Annotated in this window: 14 protein-coding genes; 6 read left to right on the forward strand and 8 right to left on the reverse strand. The window is 74.4% G+C overall.

What is annotated here, in order from left to right; all coding sequences use genetic code 11:
* Positions 1–74: 74 nt before the first annotated feature.
* A complete protein-coding gene (locus amrb99_RS42730; protein ID WP_151543661.1) occupies positions 75–521 on the reverse strand; it encodes a gamma-glutamylcyclotransferase in 447 nt (148 codons plus the stop codon).
* 102 nt (positions 522–623) lie between these two features.
* On the opposite strand from amrb99_RS42730, the gene amrb99_RS42735 reads away from it, so the two are divergent.
* A complete protein-coding gene (locus tag amrb99_RS42735) occupies positions 624–2009 on the forward strand; it encodes an NAD(P)H-quinone dehydrogenase (RefSeq protein WP_190867426.1) in 1386 nt (461 codons plus the stop codon).
* Positions 2010–2052: 43 nt separating this feature from the next.
* On the opposite strand, the gene amrb99_RS42740 is transcribed toward amrb99_RS42735, so the two are convergent.
* The 4 genes from amrb99_RS42740 to amrb99_RS42755 all read right to left on the reverse strand — a co-directional run bounded on the left by amrb99_RS42740 (position 2053) and on the right by amrb99_RS42755 (position 6444).
* Positions 2053–2373 carry a DUF5313 family protein gene (locus amrb99_RS42740; protein ID WP_190867428.1) on the reverse strand — a complete coding sequence of 107 codons (321 nt, stop codon included), beginning with the start codon at positions 2371–2373 and terminating at the stop codon, positions 2053–2055.
* Positions 2374–2388: 15 nt separating this feature from the next.
* The gene (locus amrb99_RS42745) at positions 2389–3912 is read right to left on the reverse strand and encodes a hypothetical protein (protein WP_190867430.1); all 1524 of its coding nucleotides are present in this window, start codon (positions 3910–3912) and stop codon (positions 2389–2391) included.
* A gap of 134 nt (positions 3913–4046) precedes the next feature.
* Positions 4047–5813, reverse strand: a complete 1767-nt coding sequence (locus amrb99_RS42750; protein ID WP_190867432.1) for a biotin carboxylase N-terminal domain-containing protein — start codon at positions 5811–5813, stop codon at positions 4047–4049.
* 385 nt (positions 5814–6198) lie between these two features.
* A complete protein-coding gene (locus tag amrb99_RS42755; RefSeq protein WP_151543655.1) occupies positions 6199–6444 on the reverse strand; it encodes a type B 50S ribosomal protein L31 in 246 nt (81 codons plus the stop codon).
* A gap of 224 nt (positions 6445–6668) precedes the next feature.
* Here amrb99_RS42755 and amrb99_RS42760 point away from each other — a divergent pair, with 224 nt between their 5' ends.
* Positions 6669–7211, forward strand: coding sequence for a hypothetical protein (locus tag amrb99_RS42760; protein WP_190867434.1), 543 nt, complete (start codon positions 6669–6671; stop codon positions 7209–7211).
* A gap of 349 nt (positions 7212–7560) precedes the next feature.
* The gene (locus amrb99_RS42765; RefSeq protein WP_151543653.1) at positions 7561–7833 is read left to right on the forward strand and encodes a WXG100 family type VII secretion target; all 273 of its coding nucleotides are present in this window, start codon (positions 7561–7563) and stop codon (positions 7831–7833) included.
* A gap of 123 nt (positions 7834–7956) precedes the next feature.
* Here the strand turns inward: amrb99_RS42765 and amrb99_RS42770 are convergent, their stop codons facing one another.
* The 3 genes from amrb99_RS42770 to amrb99_RS42780 all read right to left on the reverse strand — a co-directional run bounded on the left by amrb99_RS42770 (position 7957) and on the right by amrb99_RS42780 (position 14078).
* Positions 7957–12471, reverse strand: coding sequence for an FtsK/SpoIIIE domain-containing protein (locus amrb99_RS42770; protein WP_190867437.1), 4515 nt, complete (start codon positions 12469–12471; stop codon positions 7957–7959).
* A 118-nt stretch (positions 12472–12589) separates the two neighbouring features.
* A complete protein-coding gene (locus amrb99_RS42775; protein ID WP_190867439.1) occupies positions 12590–13531 on the reverse strand; it encodes an NAD-dependent epimerase/dehydratase family protein in 942 nt (313 codons plus the stop codon).
* Positions 13532–13604: 73 nt separating this feature from the next.
* Positions 13605–14078, reverse strand: coding sequence for an SRPBCC family protein (locus tag amrb99_RS42780; protein WP_190867441.1), 474 nt, complete (start codon positions 14076–14078; stop codon positions 13605–13607).
* A gap of 129 nt (positions 14079–14207) precedes the next feature.
* Between amrb99_RS42780 and amrb99_RS42785 the strand changes: the two genes are divergently transcribed.
* From amrb99_RS42785 to amrb99_RS42795, 3 genes are all read left to right on the forward strand, one after another.
* Complete coding sequence (locus tag amrb99_RS42785) at positions 14208–14918, forward strand: TetR/AcrR family transcriptional regulator (RefSeq protein ID WP_190867443.1); 711 nt, start codon at positions 14208–14210, stop codon at positions 14916–14918.
* Between the two features lie 246 nt (positions 14919–15164).
* Entirely contained in the window at positions 15165–16082 is a 918-nt protein-coding gene (locus amrb99_RS42790; protein ID WP_190867445.1) for a hypothetical protein, read from the forward strand.
* 2 nt (positions 16083–16084) lie between these two features.
* On the forward strand, positions 16085–16922 hold an 838-nt coding region (locus amrb99_RS42795), incomplete at its 3' end, for a hypothetical protein (RefSeq protein ID WP_190867447.1).

The following is a 16922-nucleotide window of genomic DNA, read 5'->3' on the forward strand; positions in this document are numbered from 1 at the left end:
GGAAGGGCGCCGCCGCCAGGGGCGATCCTCCTCGGTTCTGGTCGCCCGCCGCGCCGCGTCGGCTTGCTCGTGGGTCAGTCGCCTAGGGATTTGCAGGGGCGGGTGCGCAGGTCCTTGACGTAGTCGTCCGGGGCGCCGGCCGCCTCGGCGGCGTCGGCGAGGATGCCGAGGTAGTGCGCGGACGGCAGGCCGCCCTCGTAGTCGTCCAGGACGTAGAGCCAGCACAGCGCGTCCCCGTCCAGCGTCTGCACGCGGACCCGGATCTTGCGGTAGACGCCGAGCGCGGCGCCCTCCCACGCGTCCAGCTCCTTCTCGTCGAAGGCCGGGACGTCGTAGATCACCACGAAGACCTGCTCGAAGTCGTCCTCGACGACGGTCGCGAGGGCCCCGTCGAAGCCCTGGCCGCCGAAGGTCAGCCGCCAGCCGGTCAGCCAGCCGGTGCCGCGCATGGGCGAGTGGGGAGCCCGGCTCGCCATCTGCTCGGGGTCCATGTTGGAGGCGTACGCCGCGTACAGAGCCACGTTGGCCAAGGCTACGCCACATGAGAGGGCGGGACCGCTGCGGAGCGGCGTTCGCGTACCCGCGGGTCTTATCACTGGTCTGAGTAGGAAACAATGGGAGATGTGACCCGCATCGTGATCATCGGAGGAGGACCGGGCGGCTACGAGGCCGCACTCGTCGCGGCGCAGCTCGGCGCGGACGTGACCGTCATCGAGCGGGACGGGCCCGGCGGCGCGTGCGTGCTCACCGACTGCGTCCCCTCCAAGACGCTCATCGCCACGTCGACCCGCATGGCGGTCATGTCCGAGTCCGCCGGGCTCGGGCTGCGCTTCAGCGGCGGTCCCGACGGCATCGTCGGCGGCCTCGAGGTCGACATGGCCAACGTCAACAAGCGGGTGAAGGACCTCGCGCGGGCCCAGTCGTTCGACGTCGCGGAACGGCTCGCCTACGAGGAAGTGAAGATCGTCCGGGGTGAGGCGCGGCTGGTGGAGCCGCACGTCGTCGCGGTCGGGGAGCGGCGGATCCGGGCCGACATCGTGCTGATCGCGACCGGCGCGACGCCGCGGGTGCTGCCCGGCGCCGAGCCGGACGGGGAGCGGATCCTCAACTGGCGGCAGCTGTACGACCTGCCGGAGCTGCCCGAGGAGCTGATCGTGGTCGGGTCCGGCGTCACCGGCGCCGAGCTGGCCGGGGCGTACCTGTCGCTGGGGTCGAAGGTCACGCTGGTGTCCTCGCGGGACCGGATCCTGCCGACGGAGGACGCCGACGCCGCGTCCGTGCTGCAGGAGGTGTTCCTGCGGCGCGGGATGAACGTGATGTCGCGGTCGCGGGCCGCGGGCGTCGAGCGGTCCGGGAACGGCGTGATCGTCACGCTGGAGGACGGCGGCAAGGTCGAGGGCACGCACTGCCTGATGACGGTCGGGATGGTGCCGAACACCACGGGCATCGGCCTGGAGGAGGTCGGCGTCGCCTGCGACAAGCGCGGGTTCGTCGAGGTGGACAAGGTCTCCCGGACGTCCGTCCCGCACATCTACGCGTCCGGCGACTGCACGGGCGTGCTGATGCTGGCGTCGGTGGCGGGGATGCAGGGCCGGATCGCGATGTGGCACGCGCTCGGCGAGGCCGTCCAGCCGCTGAAGCTCGGCTGGGTCGCCTCCAACATCTTCACCGACCCCGAGGTGGCGTCGGTCGGCGTGACGCAGCAGATGGTCGACTCCGGCGACGTCAACGCCCGGACGGTCATGCTGCCGCTGTTCACCAACGCGCGCGCCAAGATGCAGGGCTTCGAGGACGGCTTCGTGAAGCTGTTCTGCCGGCCGTCCACGGGGATCGTGCTGGGCGGCGTGATCGTGGCGCCGCGGGCCAGCGAGCTGATCCTCGGCGTGTCGATCGCCGTGCAGCAGCACCTGACGGTCGACCAGGTCGCGCACACGTTCGCGGTGTACCCGTCGCTGTCGGGCAGCATCACCGAGGCGTCCCGCCGCCTGATGTCCGAGCACGCCTACTAGGACGACCGGGCGGCGCCGCCCCGGGGCGGTCGGCGGAGCGCGGTCAGCGGCGGTCGGGCGGGTGCAGGCCGTGGCGGTGCAGGCGGGACCGGCGCAGGTCCTCGGCGGTGATCGCGACCGTGAGGGTGCTGGCGACGAACGCCAGCAGCGGGACGGCGGCGCGGATCCACGTCGGCCCGGGCAGGAGCGCCAGCAGCAGGCAGACCGGGACCATCACGTACAGGTGCCGCAGCAGCAGCCGGCCCCGCCAGCCCGCGTCGGTGAGGTCGTGCCGCACCCACTCGCGGTTGCGGGGCGGCAGCCGGAAGCCCAGGGCGTACCGGACGCGGCCTAACGGGCCCGGGTCGCCTGGTATGCGGGTCATGCTCGGGAGACCACCTCAGAAGCCGCCGAAGTCGTTGCCGCCCCAGTCTCCGCCGCCGCCGAAGTCGCCGCTGCCGAAGTCCCAGCCGCCGCCGACGTCACCGCCGTCGCCCCCGAAGCCGCCGTCGCCGCCGCCGAAGCCGTCCCCGCCGTCGCCGTAGTAGCCGCCGCCCCAGCCGAAGCCGCCGCCCATCATCGAGCCCAGCGCGGTGCCGAGCAGCAGGCCGCTGAGCAGGTCGAAACCGCCGTAGCCGTAGTAGTAGCCGCCCGCGTAGGGCGCGTAGGCGGGGCCCGCGTCCCAGTAAGGCCGCCGCGCGCCCCCGTACGGGACCATCCGGACGTCCGGGTCGTGGCCCTCCAGGACGGCCCGCGCGTCCGCCGCGCAGGCGGGCACGGACCGGGCCACGCCGCCCGGAGGCGCCCACGTGACGTCCTGGACGGACGGGCCGTGCTGCGGGTTGAAGAAGCACGGCGGGCGGCGCTCGGGCACGGGCTCGCCGGCCAGGCGGGCGCGGGTCGCGGTCATGTAGTAGCGGCCGTCCTCCAGCGCGGTGGTGACGGCCTGCATGTCCTGCGGCTTCTGGGCGCGCTCCGTCGCCGTCTTCGCCTTGTCGTAGGAGTTCATGGCGCGCTCGTAGTCGGCGCGGGTCTCCGGATCGAGGCCGGGGTCCATGACATTGAGGTCGAGCCGGGCGATGTCCTCGCCGAGCAGGGTGACGTCCTCCTGGACGCCCTGCTTCAGGTCCGCCATCTGCCGGGCGTGCCGCTCGCGGCGCCGCTTCCGGGCGACCAGGACGGCGCTGGTGACGGCCGCCGCGATCACGACGAGGACGCCGATCACGACGTACCCGACGACCGCGCCGGACCGGGCCTTGTCGTCGACCTTCTTCTCGGCGAGGTTCCCGAACTGGATGAGCCGCTGCTTGAGCGGCGACCCGTCGGTGCGGGTGACGAGCTGGTTGATCTCGTTGGTGTCGAGCTTCTTGGAGATCCCGCCCATCCGGGTGCCGTCCGCGGTGATCGCCACGTACGTCTGGCCCTTGCCGACGCGGTTCGCGACCGCCTTCAGCATCTGCCCGACCTGCGGCCCGCTCACGTCGTTGCGGACGACCACCGCGCGGATGTCGGCGTCGTGGTCGCCGTCGAGCGCCGACCTGATCTGCTGCTGGTCGGCCGCCGACAGGTTCGACCCGGAGTCGCTGGTGACGTACAGGCGCGAGCCGAGCAGGCCCTTGGCGATCTGGCCGACCGTGTCGGCGGGAAGCGCCGCCGGGGCCGTCGCCGCCCGAGCGGGCGCGGCCTGCCCGGACACTGCCTGCGCGGCCTGCCCGGACACTGCCTGCGCGGGCGCGGCCTGTGCGGACACCGCCTGTGCGGACACCGCCTGTGCGGACACTGCCTGCGCGGCCTGCGGAGACGCGGCGTGCGCGGGTGCGGCGAGGCCGGGGGCCGCGAGGCCCGCCAGCACCGCCACGGCGAGGACCACCGCCGATACCGCCCCGCGGAGTACCGGCCGGACGGTACGGATCTCGGAACTCATGATGTCAGTCTGCCCCCTCATGAAGGCCGACGACCGGGCCGCCGCACGCGTTCCGTAAAAACCGCTTTTAGTGACGAAAACGACACCCCCGTCCGAACCGGGCCGGACGGGGGTGCCATGGGAGACGCCGCGCGTCAGTCCTTGATCTCGCAGATGACCGCCCCGGAGGAGACGGTCTGGCCGACCTCGGCGGACAGGCCGCTGATCGTGCCGGCCTTGTGCGCGGTGAGCGGCTGCTCCATCTTCATGGCCTCCAGGACGACGATGGTGTCGCCCGCCGCGACGGTCGCGCCGTCCTCCACGACCGTCTTGACGATCGTGCCCTGCATCGGGCTGACCAGGGAGTCACCGGACGCCTGGGCGCCGCCGCCCTTCTTGCCGCCGCGCCGCTTGGCGGGCGCCCCCTTGCCGGCCGCGGGGGCCGCGGACGCGCCCAGCCCGGCGGGCAGCACGACCTCGATGCGCCTGCCGCCGACCTCCACGGTGACGCGCTCGCGCTCGCCCGCCTCGGCCTCCTCGCCCGCGGCGGTGGGGTCGAACGGCGGGATCCGGTTGTCGAACTCGGTCTCGATCCAGCGGGTGTGGACGCTGAACGGCGTCTCGTCGTCGGCCGGGACGAACGCCGGGTCGTCCAGCACCACCCGGTGGAACGGGAGCACGGTCGGCATGCCGTCGATCACGAACTCGTCCAGCGCCCGCTTGGCCCGCTCGGCGGCCTGCCGACGCGTCGCGCCGGTCACGATCAGCTTGGCGATCAGCGAGTCGAACGCCTGCGGGACGGTCTGCCCGGCGACGTAGCCGGAGTCCAGCCGGACACCGGGGCCGGACGGCGGGTCGAACGCGGTCAGCGTGCCCACGGCGGGCAGGAAGCCGCGCCCCGCGTCCTCGGCGTTCAGCCGGAACTCGAACGAGTGGCCGCGCAGCACCGGGTCGTCGTAGCCGATCTCCTCGCCGTCGGCGACCCGGAACATCTCCCGGACCATGTCGACGCCCGCGACCTCCTCGGTCACCGGGTGCTCGACCTGGAGCCGGGTGTTGACCTCCAGGAAGGAGATCGTCCCGTCCTGGCCGACGAGGAACTCGCAGGTCCCCGCGCCGACGTAGCCGGCCTCCTTCAGGATGGCCTTGGACGAGGTGTACAGCAGCTCCAGCTGCTCGTCCGACAGGTACGGCGCGGGGGCCTCCTCGACGAGCTTCTGGTGGCGGCGCTGCAGCGAGCAGTCCCGGGTGGACACGACGACGACGTTGCCGTGCTTGTCGGCCAGGCACTGGGTCTCGACGTGCCGCGGCTTGTCCAGGTACCGCTCGACGAAGCACTCGCCGCGGCCGAACGCGCCGACGGCCTCGCGGACCGCCGACTCGTACAGCTCGGCGACCTCCTCCAGCTTGCGCGCGACCTTGAGGCCGCGGCCGCCGCCGCCGAACGCCGCCTTGATCGCGATCGGCAGGCCGTGCTCCTCGGCGAACGCGACGACCTCGTCCGCGCCCGACACCGGGTCCTTGGTGCCGGCGACCAGCGGCGCGCCGACCTTCTGGGCGATGTGCCGGGCCTGCACCTTGTCGCCGAGCGCGGTGATCGCGGCGGGCGGCGGGCCGATCCAGGTCAGCCCGGCGTTCTCGACGGCCGCCGCGAAGTCGGCGTTCTCCGCCAGGAACCCGTAGCCGGGGTGCACGGCGTCCGCGCCGGCCTCGGCGGCGACCTTCAGCAGCTTGTCGATGTCCAGGTAGCTGTCCGCCGCGGTCTGGCCGCCCAGGGCGTACGCCTCGTCGGCGACCCGTACGTGCAGCGCCTCCAGATCGGGTTCGGCGTACACCGCCACACTGGCCAGCCCCGCATCGCGACAGGCACGGGCTATACGAACCGCGATCTCACCGCGGTTGGCGATCAGGACCTTGCGCACGTGGGTCTCCTCCCTAAACCTCGCACGCAGTCTAGATAACCGCCGTTCGAGGTTTTCGTAAGGCCCTCCTTATTGCACCTGGACGCCAGATTTCAGGGCGGATGCCGCTCAGCGGGACCTATCGCGCACCCCCGTGCCACCAGGCGCTCCCGGGCGGCCCGCTGTTGATCGAGGCACGGTGTTGATCGCGGCCCGGTCTTGGTCGCGGTGCGGTCTTGGTCAGCGGCCTGGCCTTGGTCGCGGTGCGGTCTTGGTCGCGGCGCGGTCCTCGGCGGCCGCCCGGGCACGGCGAAGGCCCGCGCCTCGGGGAGGCGCGGGCCTTCGATCGGACGTGCCCGGGGCCGCGCGGGGCGCGGTGGCGGCCCGGCGGGCGCGTCCGGACGAGTCAGCTCCGGTTGTACCGGCGGTTGAACCGCTCGACCGCCCCGGTGGTGTCCAGGACCTGCTGGCGGCCCGTGTAGAACGGGTGGCTCGCGGACGACACGTCCACGTCGACCAGCGGGTAGGTGCGGCCGTCCGTCCACTCGATCGTCCGGTCCGTCTCGGCCGTCGAACGGGTCAGGAAGGCGTAGTCCGCACCACGGTCGCGGAAGACCACGGGCCGGTACTCCGGGTGGATCCTGTTCCTCATCGTTCCTCCCTGGTTCTCGGCTGTTCACCCCTCCCAACAGGGTGGCAACGGTTTTCATTCCCCGATTTCCGGAGTGCCGCCCGAAGCCCGCCGCGCCGGTGTATCTTCGCCACTGATCAGCTTCGCGACCGGGCTTCGCCACCGAGCTTCGCCACCGGGCTCGGCCCTGCCCTCCGTCGCTGATCAGCCTCGTCAGCCAGCGGGAACGCATGGGAAGGGGCCGGATGGCTCGCCACTGGACCCGGGCCGGACTCGCGGTGGCCCTGGCCTGCTGCCTCGCGGCGCCGTCGTCCGCCGTCCGGAGCGGCCCGTCCGCCGTGGACGCCGCCACCACCCGGCAGCTCACGGCCGCCGCCGGAACGCTGCTCCAGGGGCGCTCCGAGGCGCTCGTCCAGCGGCACGCGCGCCCCCATCCGGAGGTGCCGACGGAGGTCCTCGGCGTCCGGATCTCCTCGCGCGTCGCCCGCGTCCAAGAGCGGGCCTTCCGCGAACTGGAGAACAGCAACCGCGCCCCCGTCGAGGGCGGGCCCGCCTACACCGGCGCCCGCACCAGCCTGGACGCCCGGCGGGCCGTCCGCACCGGCGACCGGATCACGCTGGACGCCGTCGAGCACACCGTTGTCCGCTACCGCACGGGCAAGGTCACCCAGTCGGTCCCGCGCCGGTTCGACTTCCGCCAGCGCGGCGACGACATCGTCCTGGTGGGCGAGCGGGTCCTCGATCCTAAGGCGCAGCCGGTGAACGACCCGGCCCCGCGCTCCCGCTGACGTCCTTTCCGGCATTGCGGGCATCGTTCCGGAAAGCCCGTGGCGCGGCCGCTCTGAAATGCCTTTGACGGACAGTAATTAAGCGGGTCACGGCATTGCGGAGCGTCGCCGGTCGGTGGCGCCGGGCCGCGAAACCTCCACCTGGCGGGGGCTGTGTGGCCACATCCGGTCACACTCGAACGGCGGGATTGCGGGTGTTTCGTCGCCCGATCTCCGATGTGCCGCTGGATTCCCGTGATCGGGGAGGCGTAGGCTGGCGCCATTCTTTCGCAGTGCGGCAGGACCGGAAAACGTTCCAGTTGAAGTCCCGCCCCCGGCGGGCGGCGGATGGCGACGGAGGGTCGGAGCGATGAGCGGTGACAAGCGCGGCGCCAACCTCGGCGAGCTGGAGGAGCTGTCCCGGATCTTCAGCAAGCACTCCAAGAACCTGGACGCCCTGATCAGGGACCTCAACGGCCGCACGGTCAGCAGCAGCGCCGCCTGGTGGGGGCCCGGCGCCGACCGGTTCCGCAGCGCCTGGGCCGAGGCCAAGACCGCGTTCGACAAGATGGCCCTCGCGCTGGAGCAGGGCAGCCAGGACATCCGCAAGTCCCAGCAGAACATCGAGGCCGCCACGCGCTGACGCCTCGTCACGGACCGCGGGTCCCGGCCCATCCCCCCGAGGCCGGGACCCGCATCATTTTCTCCGCACGCCCCGCAGATCCCGGCCTCCCGGTGGTGACCGCCGCCTCCAGGTGAGGGACCGCTACTCGGCGCTGACCGGAGGCGGAAGGGCCACCTGGATCTGGGTGGTGGCGCCCGCGGCGACGAACAGGCCCCGGCCGGTCGGCCCCGCCAACGGGGCGTTGCGCGGAAGGCGCAGCCCGAACAGGTCGCCGTCGTCCGGCGACTCGACGGACAGCAGGACGCCGGAGCGCGACCGGCGGGCGTCGGCGAGGAAGCCGCGGTAGCCGCGGCCGATGTCGGCGGTCGTGCCGCCGACGACGACGGCGTGCTCGCCGTCGCGGGCGGTGCGCAGCACGTCGCACAGGGCGTCGTCCATGTCGGTCTCGTCGAGGAGCTCGGCGTCGTCGACGACGACGGCGTAGCGGTGCTCGTCGCCGATCGCGCGCTCCAGGTCGTCGGGGTCGGAGTCGGACGTGAGCACCCCGAGGACGCCGGGCCGCCCGGACAGCAGCCGCAGCGGGGAGCGGCGCGGGGTGACCAGGACCACCGGGACGAGCCCGCCCCCGACGGCCGGGTCCAGCAGCGAGTGCACGATGGTGCGCAGCGTGGTGGAGCGCCCCGACCGGGGCGGGCCCGCGACGGTGAAGCCGGGGCCCTCGTTCAGCAGGTCGGCGCCGACCGGGGCGAGGGTGTCGCCGCCGACGCCGACGAGGGCCCAGAGCGCGGACGGCGCGAGGAACGCCTCGTCCAGCGCCATCGCCTCGCGGTAGGTGACGCGGACGGGCAGCTCGTCGACGTGCAGGGGGCGCTGGCGGCGCGGGAGGCGGCCGTAGCGGGCGACGGAGGCGCGGGCGATCTCCTGGAGGGCCGCGACCTGCGCGGTGCCGGACGGGTCGTCGCCGAGCAGCCCGATCTGGGACTCGCGCGGCGCGGCGCCGGGCGCGGCGGGTTCGAGGGCGCGGCCCGGCGGCATCGCGGCGGGGACGTGCCGGTCCTGCAGCCCGGCGTAGCCGTAGTCGTTGGGGTCGGCCATCCGCAGGACGAGGCGGCGGTCGAAGACCGTGGAGATCTGCCCGCCGAGGCCGGTGCGGTCGCCGGTGAAGACGGCGCGCAGGCCGACCGCGGCGCCCTCGCGCAGCAGCCGGAGGGTCTGGTCGACGAGGCGGCCGTAGTCGTAGTGCTCGAACGCGCCGAGGAACCCCTCCCACCGGTCGAGGAGCAGGACCATCCAGGGCAGCCGGTCGGTGGCGGCGACGGCGGCGCGCTGCTCGGCGAGGGACGCGAACCCGGCCTCGGCGAGGAGCTGCTGGCGGCGGGCGACCTCGGCGGCGAGGGCGGTGAGGAGGCGCTCGCAGCGGTCGAGCTGGTCGCGGGTGACGACGGCGCCGCAGTGCGGCAGCGAGATCAGCGGCAGGAGCGCGTTCGCGCCGCAGTCGATGGCGTACAGGTGCGCGTCGTAGGGGGAGCAGGCGCCCGCGAGGGACCCGGCGATGGTGCGCAGCGCGGTGGACCGCCCCGACTGCGGCGATCCGGCGATGTAGAGGTGGCCGCCCGCGGCGAGGTCGAGGACGAGCGGCTCGCGCGACTGGACGGCGGGCAGGTCGGTGATCCCGAACGGGACGGCGGGGACGTCCACCACCGAGCCCCCGGCGGCGGTGCGCGGGGTGAGCCGGACCAGCTCGGGCAGGGGGGTGAGCCACGGTGACGGTTGCCGGGCGATCCCGGCGCGGCGGGCGGCCTCGTCGACGGCCTGGACGAGGACGGCGAGGTCGGTGGCGGGCGCGTCGCCGGAGGGCTCGTCCGGCGCGGGCAGCGGATGCCCGAGGCCCTGCCAGGGCAGCGGCCGGACGCTGGTCCGCCGGCCCGCGGGCCCGGCGCGGCGCCCGCCGATCCGGGCGGACTGGACGGCGTGCGGCGCCGCCGCGCCGGACCGGACGTAGCAGCGGCCCGGCGTGGACTTGGCGATGCGGGCGGCCTCGGGGCCGTCGATGACGTCCGTGGACTCGTCGGGGTCGGTGACGCGCAGCGCGATCCGCAGGTTGGTGTTGGCGCGGATGTCGGCGGTGACGACGCCCGCGGGCCGCTGCGTGGCGAGGATCAGGTGGACGCCGAGGGAGCGGCCGCGGCGCCCGATGTCGACGAGGCCGGCGACGAAGTCGGGCAGCTCGGCGACCATCGCGGCGAACTCGTCGATGACGAGGACGAGCCGCGGCAGCGAGCCCGCCGCGTCGTTGTGGTCGTCGATGTCCTTGGCGCCGGCCCGCAGCAGGATCTCCTCGCGGCGGCGGAGCTCGGCGGCGAGGGACTCCAGGGCGCGTTCGGTGGCGTGCCCGTCGAGGTCGGTGACCATGCCGACGGTGTGCGGGAGGCGCGCGCAGTCCTTGAACGCGGCGCCGCCCTTGTAGTCGATGAGGACGAACGTCATCTCGTCGGGGCGGTTCGCTACGGCGAGCGACGCGATGAGGGTCTGCAGCAGCTCGGACTTGCCGGCGCCGGTGGTACCGGCGATGAGGCCGTGCGGGCCGTCGGTGCGCAGGTCGATCTCGTAGGGGCGGCCGGGACGTCCGGGGCGGTCACCGGTGCCGAGGCCGATAGGAACGCGGGTACGGCGTCCGCCGGTGCGGGACCAGGACTGGAGGATGTGCTCGGCGGTGGGTTCGGCCATGTCGAGCAGGTCCAGGAGGCGGACGTCCGACGGGATGGCCTCCTGGGCGTCCTCGCGGGACACGTCCCGTACGGGCGCCAGCGCGCGCGCCACGCGTTCGGTCCAGGCGGGGGACACCTGGTCGGCGAGCACGGGGCCGAGGTCGTCGAGGCCCTGCCCACGGAGGTGGACGAAGGACGGGTACTGCGAGTCCCACTCGGCGACGGCGTTGCACTCTTCGGGGAGGAGGCGCTCCTCGTCGTCCACGCAGATGGCGTGGATGCCGTACTCGGCGCCGCGCGACAGCAGCATCGGCATGCCGGGTATGCGGCGCAGTGCGCGCGCGCCGTCCAGCACGAGCAGGATGTTGTAGGGGACGGCGTCGGCGGGCTTGCCCTGCCCGAAGAACGCGGACTCGGCCTGCGCGGCGCGGCGCCGTTCCGTGACGCGGATCGCGAGTTCGGTGACGCGGTGCGCGGCGGACTCGGGATCGGTGCCGACGAGCGCCACGCACTCCTCGCCCTCGCGCGGCGCGCAGTGCGGCAGCCACCGCACCCAGTTCCACGCGTCCCCCGCGTGCTGGTCGGCGGACAGCACGATGATCGACAGGTCGCGGGGGCTGTGCAGGACGGCGGCCTGCGCGACGAGCCAGCGGGCGAGGGCCCGGGACGCGGCGCGCGGCCCGGTCAGCCCGAGCACGCCGATCTCGCCGAGCGGCAGCGCGACCGGCACCAGGCGGGCCGCCGGGACCGGCAGCGCGCCGGCGTCCCCGCCCGCCGGGTCGGTCAGCGCGATGCGCGCGGGCAGGTCGGCGACGCCGAGCCGCAGGTGCAGCGTGTCGGGGTCCTCGCGGCGGCGCTCCCACAGGCGGCGGCGCGGGCCCGTCGCGGTCAGCAGCACCTCGGCGGGGTCGGGGTACAGGGCGCGGCGCTCGGCCTCGTCCTCGCGGCGCAGCCCGTCCAGCTCGCCCCCGAACGCGTCGGCCCTGCGCTGGTACTCCTTCAGCGCCTTCTTGTACGACTTGCGGCCGTGCATCCGGTCGCCGACCCATTCGCCGACCGTCATCACCGGCCAGGCCAGCGCGAACAGCGCCCACCACCACTGGTGCAGCCCGAACGCCATGGCGAGGCCGAACACCGCGAACAGGATCGCGCCGAACAGCCGGAGGCGCTCGCGCGGGTTCCGCTCGGGCCGCTTCGGGATCTCCAGCGTGCGGACGCGGTGCGCGGGCGCGAGCCGGGGCGGCCGGTTGAACGCCAGGCCGCCCTCGGGCAGCGGCTCCAGGTGCGTGTCGGGCGCGGCGCTCGGCGCGAGGGTCAGCACGCTCGCCCCGACGGTCAGCATCCCGCCGACCGGCCAGGGGGTCTTGGCGGTGAGCGGTTCGCCGTCGAGCCGGGCGGCGCCCTGCATCGTCATCGCGGACGCCTCGACCTGCACCTCGTCGCGGCCGACCGTCAGCCGCAGCGACCGGGCCGGGACGGACGGGTCGCCGAGCACCACGTCGACGTCGTCGCCGGACCCGATCGTGCTGACGCCGAGCCCGAGCCGGTGCACCGGCCCCGCAGCGGGCCCGCCGACGACCCGGACCTCCACCAGCCCGGTCGGCTCGGCGAGGACGGTCGCGGCGGCGGCGCCCCGCTCGACCGCGACGACCGCGCCGTCCCGCAGCTCCTTGGCGGCGAGCGCCTGCGGGTCGAGCATCCGCCCGTCCATCCACAGCGCCCCGCGCTCGGCGGTCGGGCCCGCGGGCGGGACGCGCGGCGCCTGCGGCGCCCCGGTGAGCAGCGCCTCCTTGGAGAAGCGGGGGGCGGGGACCCCGCCGGCCGCCGCCGGGGCGTCGAGCGCGGCGGTCAGCGACCGGGCGACCCCGCCGACGGTGATCTCCGAGTCCATGTCGATCACGACGTCGCGTGGTCCGCCGCCGGTCAGCGCCGTGAACGAGATCCGCATCCGAGCCCTCCATCGCGCGCCGCCCCGCGCCGCCGGCGCTGCCGTCCGGGCCAGCTTAATTACCGGCGCCCGCACTTTCCGGCGAAGCCGGTTCGGGCGGTGCGGGGGCGTCCTGGCGTCATTCTGCGCGGGGCGCCGACTCGCGGGCCGCGGCGATGATGGTCCTGAGCGCGTCGTCCAGCGGTGTCGGCGCCATGCCGAAAGCGGACTGGAAGGCCGAGGAGTCCAGGATGTACGGCCGGTCGAACTGGTAGCGGGTCTCCCGCATCTCCTTGAGCAGCGGGCTGGCGAGCCCCGCCGCCGTGAAGACCGGCCGCGGCACCTCGTGGATGCGCGGGGCGGGCGCGCCGGCGATCCGGCACAGCCGCTCGGCGAGCTCCCGCGTCGACACGGCGGGCCCGGTCGGGATGTGCCAGGCCCGGCCGTAGGCGCGCTCGTCCGTGCCGGCGATGGCGAGCGCCTCGGCGACGTCGGGCAGGTACGTCCAGGCGTGCGGAATCGAGGGGTCGCTGAAGTAGAGGACGCGCCTGCCCGCCAGCAGCGGCTTCACGAACCGCGTCTCGCCGACGTACGCCTGGTCGGTGCTGCCGGGGCCGTAGTAGTCGGATCCGCGCAGCTCGGTGGCGCGGACGCGGCCCGCCCGGTGCGCGGCGAGCATGTCGTGCCACATCGCCGCGCGGACGCGCCCCTTGGTGCCGGTCGCCGCCAGCGGCAGGTCCTCGGTCATCGGGCCGTCGACCGGCCCGTACCCGTAGAGGCAGCCGAGGGTGACGAGGGCGGCGCCGGTGTCCTCGGCGGCGCCCAGGAACGACGCGGCCATCGGCGGCCAGTCCTGCGCCCAGCGGTGGTAGCGGGGGTTGACGCAGTTGTAGATGGTGTCGGCGCCCTTGGCGACGGCGGCCAGCCGGGCCCGGTCGGCGACGTCGGCGGCGACCCGCTCGACGCCCTCCGGTCCGGAGCCGGAGCGCGTCACGACGGTGACGTCGTGCCCCATGCCGGTGAGCCGCTCGACGAGGTGCGAGCCGACCTGCCCGGCGCCGACGATCACGTGCTTGCCCATGGTCCTTCTCCTTCGGTGTTCTTCGGTCCGGCCGCCGTCCGGTGCGGCCGGGGTTCCGGTGCCGGTCGCGGTTTCAGGCCGTGCTCTCGATGTGGTTCTTGAGGGCGGCCAGACGGGCCTCGTGGCCGGCGCGGAGCTTGTCCTCGCCGTAGACGAGGCGGACGAGCGGGCCGTCGAGGGACTCCTGCAGCGTCACGCGGGTCCGGCCGCCCTCCCTGGTCAGGACCATGCGGTCGACGGCCCGGTAGAGGCCGAGCATGCTGCCCGTCCAGCTCAGTTCGCGGCCGGGGGCGACGACCGCGAAGCGCGAGCGCAGCGGCACGCCCTTCTGGGCCCAGCGGAACTCGCGGCCCGGCTCGACGGCGTCCAGGGCGCGCAGCCGGAAGTCGGTGGCCCAGCCCTCCCAGCCGCGCAGGTCGGCGAGCACGTCCCAGGTCCGGTCCGGTGACGCGTCGATCAGGACGCTGGACGCGCTGACGACGGGGGCGTCCTCGTCGATCCGGCCGCGCAGCGCGTACTCGTCGTGCAGGGTCGCCAGGTTCGGCATGGCCGCCTCCGTCCGGTCCGGAGCCCGTGGGTTCGGTGCTCTCTGATGTGAGCAATGCTCTCTCTTTGGAGCGGCGCTCGTCAAGAGCAGTGCTCTCGTTTTGTTTCAGCGCTCTGCTAACCTCGCCGCATGAGCGGGCGGACGGTACGGGAACGGGTGCGCGCGGAGCTGATCAGGGAGATCACCGGCATCGCGCGGGAGCAGCTGGCGACGGAGGGCGCGGCGGGGCTGTCGCTGCGGGCGGTGGCCCGCGAGATGGGCATGGCCTCCTCAGCGATCTACCGCTACTTCCCGAGCCGCGACGACCTGCTGACCGCGCTGATCATCGACGGCTACAACGCCGTCGGCGAGGCCGTGGAGCAGGCCGACGCGACCGCGCGCGAGGCCGGGACGTCCTTCTCCGGGCGGTGGCTCGCCGTGTGCCGGAGCGTCCGCACGTGGGCGCTGGCGCACCCGCACGAGTACGCGCTGCTGTACGGCTCGCCGGTGCCCGGCTATGAGGCGCCGGAGGACACCGTCCCCGCGGCCATGCGGGACACGGTCGTCTTCGCGCGGCTCGTTTCGGAGGCGCACGCGGCGGGGGCCCTGGAGCCCGCCGGGCCGTGCCCGCCGGCGCCGCCCGTGCTGGGCGAGGACCTGGCGCGCGGCCGGGCCGCGCTCCTCATCGACGCGCCCGACGACGTGGCGGCCCGGGCGTTCACCGCGTGGGCCGGTCTGTACGGGACGGTCAGTTTCGAATTGTTCGGGCAATTCAACAATGTGATCGAGGAACGGGCCGCCTACTTCGACCACGCGATGACCCTGCTGGGGCGGCTCGTCGGCTTCCACGACGTCCCGTAACGGCGCCGCCGCCGGGGCGGGCAGGTCGCCGCGAATGTCCCGCCAGAGGCGGTCAGTGACGGATGTGACTGGTGGTAAGTAGCGAAGTGACCGATGAATTCGCAGGTCATCGCCATGGTCGGGGAGAACGGCGCGCTTACCCTCACCGAATCCATTGACGCGGCCTTGCCCGCACCGCAAGCATGGATCGCCCGATGATGCGGAGACCTCCTGAGGCGAGGTCCGCGGGAGGGCGGGAAGGGGCACGTGCGCAGCGCGATGAAGGCCAACCAGTCGGCCCTCGCCGGCGGCTCGTCCGGCGGCTCCTCCGGGCCGAACGCCGGCGGCGGGCTCGGCCGCACCGGCCTCGGGACCTCCGGCGGGCAGCGGCTGCCCGTCTCGCCGCGCGAGCGCAAGCCGGCGCTGGCCGCGCTCGCGGTGCTGCTCATCCTCGGCGGCGCGCTGGCCAGCGCCTACCTGGTGATGGCGAGCGGCCAGCGGGTGTCGGCGATCCGGATCGCGCAGCCCGTCGCGGCGGGGCAGCAGATCCCGCAGAGCGCGCTGGAGGAGGTGCAGATCGGCGACACCGGCGTCCAGTACATCACCTGGTCGGAACGGCTGAACGTGTCCCGGTACTACGCCTCGGTCCCGCTGGTCAAGGGCGCGCTGCTGACCAACGGCATGATCAGCCGGACCGACGAGGCGGCCAAGGGCCGGCTGGTCGTGGGCCTCGCGCTCAAGCCGGGGCAGTTGCCGTCCGACGGCGTCGAGAGCGGCAAGAAGGTGACCCTGTACGCGGTCGGCAACGGCGGCGGCAACGGCGGCGGCCCGCGCGCCGGCACGGTGCTCGCCGCCGAGGCCATCGTGATCAACGTCGGGAGCGGCGGCGGCGACCGGCTGCGCTCCGACCAGACGACCGTGGACGTCGCCGTCGCGCCTGGCGACGCCCCGCAGGTCACGGAGGCCGCGTCCGCCGGGACGGTCGCGATCGCGCTGATCCCCGACGGGACGAAGGCGCCCGGCCAGCCGGCCGGCGGGACGCCGGGCAGGCAGACCCCGGCGACCGGCGGCGCCCAGCCTCCGGCCGGGACGGGCGGCAGCGGCGACGGCGACGGCAACGGCAACGGTGCCGGTACCGGCACCCCCGGTGCGGGGAACGGCACTCCGGGCACAGGCGGGAACTGACAGTGGCACTGATCGCGCTCGCGGCCGACAAGGGGGCGCCGGGCGTCACGACCGCGGCGGTGGCCCTCGGCGCGGTGTGGCCGCGCCCCGTGCTGGTCGCCGAGTGCGACCAGGCGGGCGGCGACCTGGTGTACCGGCTGCCCGCCGCCGCGCCGGACGGCGCGGGCGACGGCGGCATGCTGAACCCGGCGCGCGGGCTGCTCAGCCTCGCCGCGACGGCCCGCCGCGGGCTGCGCCCCGACCAGATCGGCGAGCACTGCCAGCGCCTCGTCGGCGGCCTCGACGTGCTCGTCGGGATCACCAACGCCGAGCAGGCGCAGGGGATGACGTGGCTGTGGGGGCCGCTCGGCCGCGCGTTCGCCGGGCTCGCCCCGGTGGACGTGATCGCCGACTGCGGGCGGCTCGGCGCCGGCACCCCCCTCAACGACCTGCTGCGCGAGGCGGACCTCGTCGTCCTGCTCACCCGGGCGACCCTGGAGCAGGTCGCGCACCTGCGCGAGCGCGTCGCCGCGCTGACGGCGGAGCTGCGCGGCGGGCCGCCGGTCGGGGTGCTGGTGCTCGCCGACCCGCGCGACTTCCGCGGCTCGATCGCCGAGGTCGACCGGATCATCGTCGGCGCGCGCGGCCGGCAGGCCCCGGACCCGGCCGCGCAGGCCGGGCCGCCGCCGCCGGAGGTGCGCGTGCTGGGCGGCCTGGCGCTCGACCCGAAGGGCGCCGACCTGCTGTCGGGCCGCTGGGGCGGCCGCCTCGACCGGTCGCTGCTGATCCGCTCGGCCCGCGAGGTCGCCGGCGACCTGGTCGCGCGCCTCGGCGCCGCGCCCGCCGCCCCGCCCGCGTCCG

This window comes from Actinomadura sp. RB99 (assembly GCF_014706005.1).
Classification (GTDB): domain Bacteria; phylum Actinomycetota; class Actinomycetes; order Streptosporangiales; family Streptosporangiaceae; genus Spirillospora.